The following is a 6,554-nucleotide window of genomic DNA, read 5'->3' on the forward strand; positions in this document are numbered from 1 at the left end:
AGTACCTCGTTTATTTCAAGCGACCGTATTTTTTCATTACCTCAATCAATTTGTCATGCGGTAACGCAGGCATTGTGCGGTTGTCTCGGCCCGTCATGGGTTCTGCCACGCACATGGCGTTGACAATGGCTTCTTCGGTAGCTTCAATGGTGGCCTGGAAGATGGCGTTTAGCCGACCATCGCGTAGTGTGGTAATTGTATCGCGGTCAGTGCGGGTGCGAGGTAGGCGATAGGCGGTTGAAAAGGCAAGGGCAAAATCTCCGCTGCTCGTGCGGGAAACCGTACCCGTGCGACCAATGCCCAGAGCGGCGCGTTTGCACAGGCGGCGCAATTGATGCGGCACCAGAGGCGCGTCGGTAGCTATGACTACAATGATCGAGCCATCGCGCGTTGAGGAGGCCTGAACGGGTAATTCGCGTCCTGCGGGAACGCCGGCAATGAGGAGTTCCCGCCTGCGCCCACAGTTGGCATTGACGAGCACGCCTACGGTATGTCCATCTGGTACAACGCGCGAGGCTGTGCCAATACCCGCTTTGAATCCATACGAGCGCATTCCCGTACCTGCGCCAACCGAGCCTTCGGGCACTGCGCCGCCTGTGGCGGTTTCAATGGCTTCGACAACGTGATCGACTGTGACGTGTCGTCCGGCTATATCGTTGAGACCGCCGTCATAACATTCGGCGACTACGGGTAGGGGGACCCTCCCAGTGCCCTGTTTGAGCATGTATGCGACCACGCCACTATAGCCTTCGCCCACGGAGAGCGTATTCGTAAGTACAACGGGCACTTCGAGTTGCCCGCGTTCGTTAATCCATGCCATTCCCGTCATTTCACCGTTGCCATTGAGGGCTTCGGCTGCGGCAAATATATTATTTCGGAAGATGTCCTCGCCGTGTGGGACAATGGCTGTGACACCCGTTCGCACGGGACCTTTGCCCACGACGAGTTCGCCACTGCCTTCAATTAATGTGACGTGACCGACGAGAACGCCTTCGACATCGGTAACGGCGTTGTATGTGCCTGTGGGCAATGTGCCAATCTGAATGCCGAGATCCCGTGCGCGCGGGCGCTGTGCATAAGATGGCATTGCGAGTAGCAGACTGAGGAGGGAGAAAAGGATTTTGGTAGTCATGGGGTACCTCACACTTCAATGTTCTCGGCCTTTCCACGTAAATCCACGCAGGGTTCCCGCGAGGCCGATGATAATGGTGTAGGGGATTTGCACGATCTCCCAGAAAGGAAACATGATGAGTAGATCCGCACGCTTGAAGATATGTACGCCTTTTCCCGCCACGAGCAGATCTACCAGTACTTTCGCGCCCCAGCAGATCAAGGGCAGTGTGTATGTACCGTCTGTTATTGAGATGAGAAAAGCAGCGGGAATGAGCGCGTTGGTCAAAAAGACCACTGCAATATAGGAAAAAAAAACAAAATTGAGACGCAGTTGATACGCAGCGTTAGATGCCCATCGCTTGCGTTGTTGCCAGAGCGATGATGGGGTTTCTGGGCGATGAGTGATTGCGAATGCGCCGGGATCAGTGGCAAATGCAATGCGTCCATCCCATGCCCGGCGCAGCAACTGGAGCAATAGCACATCGTCGCCAGACGGGCGGTGTGCGATGTCGCGGAAACCGCCGACTTTTTCAAAAAGACATTTGCGATAGGCGAAATTTTGTCCCGAAGCAGCCAGGGGTCTGCCCACCCCGACGGCGCCTGCCGCCGCCGCCATGAGGGTGAGAAAATCATAAGCCTGCAAGCGGTCGAAAAATGAGCGCGATGTAAGTTGTGAAAATCCGATGACAACGCCAGTATCAGCCGCCATATAAGACGCCATGCTGGCAACCCAGGTGGGTGGCACTGTGCAGTCGGCATCGGTAGTGAGGATCCATTCCCCCCTGGCACGGTGAATGCCAACGGACATCGGTCGTTTTTTTGCCACCATTTCGGGAAAGCTATTATCGACAGATAAGAGGTGGAGATTGTCCAGACGCGTGGAGGCGACTATTTGGGATGTACTATCAATCGAGTCGTCATCAACGATGAGAATTTCAAATCTGTCGGATGGATAGGTCTGTTTTTTCAGAGACTTGAGGCACAGACCGATATAATCCGCTTCATTGCGCGCGGCAATAACGATGGATATAAATGGCGTTTCAGCAGTGCGCGGCTGATTGTTCAGGCGGAATAAGCCGAAAAAAAAATACAGTGCGACAAGGGCGTAGAGGACTGTGGAGAGCAGCAATAAGTAAAGGACAATATCCATAGTTTTATCAGTGCTCAACTTTTTCTATATCGTAAAACATGCCCTTCACCCCTTCTGAGCAGTTGTTGCATATCGGCACAGATTTGCGGTCTTTGAGGATGGCGTTTCGGAAGTCCGTGTATTTTTGGCCGGTCCAGATCTGGTCGAAGTCCGATTCACTGAGGGCATCGCCGAGGCCGTAGTGAACATCTTTGTCAAAGCAGCAGGGCGATACGGCGCCGTCCCAATTGATGACAGTGCTGTACCACAGGTGGCGACAGGTGTTGCTGATTTTGCTTTTGGTCGAGAGGTGGTCGGCTGTGTAATCGTAGCGGCTGAATTTCTCTTCAGAAGGCAAGAAGGTCTCTGCATCGGATTCGGTATAAACCTGGGCTGTTTTGAGCGAGAGGCGATCTACGCCTAACTCCCGAGCGAATTTGCGTGCGGCTTCAATTTCGTGTTCGTTGTGTTTCATAATTATAAATTGCAGGTGGATCAGGGGATAGCTGCTTTGCAGGTCGCTTTTGGCCTGAACAAGGAGGCGGATGCCTTCGAGTACGCGGTCAAAATTGCCCCCCACGCGATATTTGACATAGCTTTCGGATGTGACGCCATCCAGAGAGACCACGAGTTCGGAAAGGCCGGAATCGACGATGTCTCGAGCGGTTTCCCGGTTTTTGATGTAGTGGACATTGGTGCTGGTCAGTGTGGGGACATTGTGTGCGGAGGCCAACCGGATCATGTCGGTGAGGTGTTTGTTGATAAAGGGTTCACCCTGATTCCACAACATGAGGAGCAGGAGATGATCGGCCTGTTGCTCAAAGACATGCTTGAAGTGTTCAAATGGCATAATGCCGCGCTCGCGGGTCATGTCGCCATTGCCAGAGGGGCAAAGCGGACATTTGAGGTTGCAGAAATTGGTGGGTTCGACCATGAGCACAAAGGGTTTGCCCAGGCGAATATCCCGCCGAAATAGATTGGAGAGGGCGTAGGACGCGACCACTTTTGAGGCATTCCATATCCGTCGGGGCGTGATTGCGCGATGGTATCGCATAAAGGTTTCGGGCAGCAGTTTGATTGATAACATACTATTTCCATTTGAACGGTGAAAGTGTGCCGAGCGCGCAGATGATGACAATATAGGGTATGATCAGGATTTCGAGAACAGGAAACCACAGGAGTAATTTCAGGCTTTTGAACTGGATGCTGCCGAAGAGCAAAAAAACGGCATCGGCGATTATTTTTATCCCCAGACAAGAGCCGACCAGATAAAATAATTCTGCGTCAGTCCAGAAAAAAATGGGCAGTGTCGCCAGAACGACATGGAATATATACACCGCAAAAGCCAAAATCAAGGTGGGAATGCCGTAGTGAATGGTTTTAGATTGGTAGCGCACCTGTCGATTGATGAGATTGTCTGGGTGAGACGCCGAGGGGACGAATGCATCGGCGTCTGCGTTGAACCGAATTTTCCACGCGCTTTTTTGCGCGAATTGTCGCATGAGCAATACATCGTCACCGCCTATGATGTGTCCGATGTCGTTAAAACCCTTAACCTCATCAAAGGCTTTTCTGCGATAGGCCATGTTGCGCCCCGAACAGGTGAGTGGAAATCCAATGCCCGCGCTGCCCGCTGCGAGAGTTGAGACGATGAGTGCTTGGAGAGATAGCAAGCCCGATAGGACTTTTTCGTTTTGCAGCAGGGGAGCATGGCCGATGACCATGCCGACATCAGGCGCAAAGTGCGCGAGATTTGAGGTTATCCAATTGGGACCGGGCCGACAATCGGCGTCTGTTGTAAAAATAATATCTCCACGCGCGTGTTTGATGCCCTGCCACAGGGCGTTTTTTTTTGGACAGATATAGTTCTGATGTGTGACAGATACGCGGCTCAGGTTGGGTAAACGACGCGTCCATTTGTCGATTCGAGCGGCGGTATCATCGCTGGATCGGTCATCTACAACGATAATTTCCAGATGGTCGTCAGGATAGGTCTGTGCGGCCAAAGCGCGCAAACACGCATCGATGTTGGTGGCTTCATTGCGAGCAGGGACAATAACGGAAACAGATAGACACCGTCCATTTACTTGCCGCGATCTGCGCAAAAGACCAAACAAAAAAACGACGATCAGCGTGATGTACACAGCACAAAGGCTTGTGATGAAATAGATTGCAAGGTCGTTCATGTGGTGAATTGTCAGTGGTCAGTCCGATCAACCCATCTGTTTCTCGCTTAAAGTATCGCTTTTAGAAGGATGTGCAAAGAATAAAATATCTGTCCCTTGCAATAATGAGCATGGTACTGTCTTGACAGAAGATGGATCATTCGATAGGATGGAGTACATATATAGCTGAAGAATCCACAATGCACAGAGGAGCAACGGAATAATGAGCTTTTTTCAGTTAGAAGAGCGGAACTCAAGCGTGCGGCAGGAAGTGCTGGCCGGATGCACCACTTTCCTGACCCTGTCGTATATCATCTTCGTGAACCCGCTGGTGCTGGGAGGCGCGGGAATGGACACTGGCGCGGTGCTGGTAGCCACCTGTCTCGCTGCAGCCTTTGGATCCGCGGTCATGGGCCTTTACGCCAACTATCCCATTGCACTGGTCCCGGGAATGGGTCTGAACGCCTATTTCGCTGCGGTCGCGGTGGGCACACTGGGATTGTCCTGGCAGGTCGCGCTCGGAGCGGTGTTCTGTTCTGGATGCCTGATGCTCATCCTGTCCGTGCTTCCCGTGCGAGAGTGGGTCGTCAACAGCATTCCTCGCTCACAGAAGATGGCCATCGCAGCGGGTATCGGATACTTCCTTGTCATTATTGGATTGCGCAACGCAGGGATTGTGGTAGCCAGCGAAGCCACGCTGGTCACGCTGGGCGATCTGGCTCAGTGGACAGTGGTGCTGGCGGGCCTCGGATTTATTGGAATCGTGGCGCTCGAGCACCGGAAGGTGCCTGGCTCTGTGCTGATCTGCATTCTGGTTGTGGCATTGGTGGGTTGGATAGGGGGGCTGTCGCCAGCACCGGAATCCGTGGTAGCGCTACCACCTTCGCTGGCTCCAACAGCGTTGCAACTGGACATTGTCGGGGCATTCGAGATAGGCTTGATCTCGATCGTATTCGCATTCCTGATGGTGGATCTATTTGACACCAGCGGCACGCTGGTTGCGGTACTCAACGAGGGAGGATTGACCGATAGCGCCGGTCGGGTTACAGGGCTGCGCCGTGCCCTTGTAGCGGATAGCTCCGCCACTATAGTTGGCGCACTCCTGGGCACGTCAACCACGACGTCAAGTATCGAGAGTGCGGCAGGGGTGCGGGCAGGTGGGCGGACTGGGCTTACGGCTCTGGTAGTGGCGGGGCTTTTCCTGGTTGCGCTTGCGTTCGCACCGGTGGCGACTGCGATTCCGGTTTACGCGACTGCCCCAGCGATCGTGTTTGTAGGGTGTGTCATGGCGCGTGCACTTCGGCACATAGAATGGGAAGATCTGACTGAGTGCGTCCCCGCCATCGTGACTGCAATCGCGATGCCTTTCACCTATTCGATTGCCACAGGGATCGGTCTTGGATTCATCTCCTATGCACTCATTAAGGTGTTGGGCGGGCGCCGCCATGAGCTGAATCTGGCGGTGGTTACGGTGGCGGTGCTATTCGCGATCCGGTTTGTGGTCGGGTCACTCTAGTACTCAATGCGATCCACCTTTTCCTGCCACTCCCTGAAGACCGCTAACGCCTGGTCGTGCAGCAACTGCTGGGAGGGGATTTGGCGTTTGGCTCGCGGCAGTTGCAATTCCTGGTAAAAGAATTGGTCGTCGAAGCCGATATTCCTGGCGTCTTCGGCGGTATTGGCGAAATAAATTTTTTCGATTCTGGCCCAGTAGATGGCGGCGAGACACATAGGGCAGGGTTCACAACTGGTGTAGATTTCGCATCCCGCAAGGTGGAAGGTGTCGAGCTTGAATGTCGCCTTTCTGATGGCCATGATCTCCGCATGGGCTGTGGGGTCTTTGCTGGAGATCACCTCATTATACCCCTCCGAAATAATTCTTCCATCCTTGACGATAACCGCACCGAATGGACCGCCTTCTCCCGCTCTCATATAAATCCGGGAGAGCTCTATGGCTCTCCCCATGAATTTCTGCTGCATTCCAATATCTCCTTTTCTCCTGATATTTTGTTAAACTAACAGACAAAATATAGTCTAAAAAATGAAAAAGCGGCACTGGCAATTTTCCCAGTGCCGTCGTTTTTTATTGATCCAATTAAAAATAACCAAAATTATATTACCGCGCCTCATTGACACAAATAGGTTGT

The 6,554-nt window shown here is 52.9% G+C and carries 6 protein-coding genes; 1 reads left to right on the forward strand and 5 read right to left on the reverse strand.

The features are described 5' to 3' along the window. Positions 1-10: 10 nt before the first annotated feature. The 4 genes from F4Y39_06050 to F4Y39_06065 are packed head-to-tail and all read right to left on the reverse strand — an operon-like array spanning position 11 to position 4,428. Complete coding sequence (locus F4Y39_06050; protein ID MYC13272.1) at positions 11-1,132, reverse strand: P1 family peptidase; 1,122 nt, start codon at positions 1,130-1,132, stop codon at positions 11-13. A 15-nt stretch (positions 1,133-1,147) separates the two neighbouring features. Continuing rightward, on the reverse strand, positions 1,148-2,263 hold the full coding sequence (locus tag F4Y39_06055; protein ID MYC13273.1) for a glycosyltransferase: 1,116 nt from the start codon (positions 2,261-2,263) through the stop codon (positions 1,148-1,150). A gap of 7 nt (positions 2,264-2,270) precedes the next feature. Then, positions 2,271-3,329, reverse strand: a complete 1,059-nt coding sequence (locus tag F4Y39_06060) for a radical SAM protein (GenBank protein ID MYC13274.1) — start codon at positions 3,327-3,329, stop codon at positions 2,271-2,273. 1 nt (position 3,330) lies between these two features. Then, the gene (locus F4Y39_06065; protein MYC13275.1) at positions 3,331-4,428 is read right to left on the reverse strand and encodes a glycosyltransferase; all 1,098 of its coding nucleotides are present in this window, start codon (positions 4,426-4,428) and stop codon (positions 3,331-3,333) included. A gap of 202 nt (positions 4,429-4,630) precedes the next feature. Between F4Y39_06065 and F4Y39_06070 the strand changes: the two genes are divergently transcribed. Beyond that, on the forward strand, positions 4,631-5,923 hold the full coding sequence (locus F4Y39_06070; GenBank protein ID MYC13276.1) for an NCS2 family permease: 1,293 nt from the start codon (positions 4,631-4,633) through the stop codon (positions 5,921-5,923). On the opposite strand, the gene F4Y39_06075 is transcribed toward F4Y39_06070, so the two are convergent. Beyond that, the gene (locus F4Y39_06075) at positions 5,920-6,387 is read right to left on the reverse strand and encodes a nucleoside deaminase (GenBank protein ID MYC13277.1); all 468 of its coding nucleotides are present in this window, start codon (positions 6,385-6,387) and stop codon (positions 5,920-5,922) included. The genes F4Y39_06070 and F4Y39_06075 overlap by 4 nt on opposite strands. Positions 6,388-6,554 lie beyond the last annotated feature (167 nt).

Source organism: Gemmatimonadota bacterium, from assembly GCA_009838845.1.
Taxonomy (GTDB): Bacteria; Latescibacterota; UBA2968; order UBA2968; family UBA2968; genus VXRD01.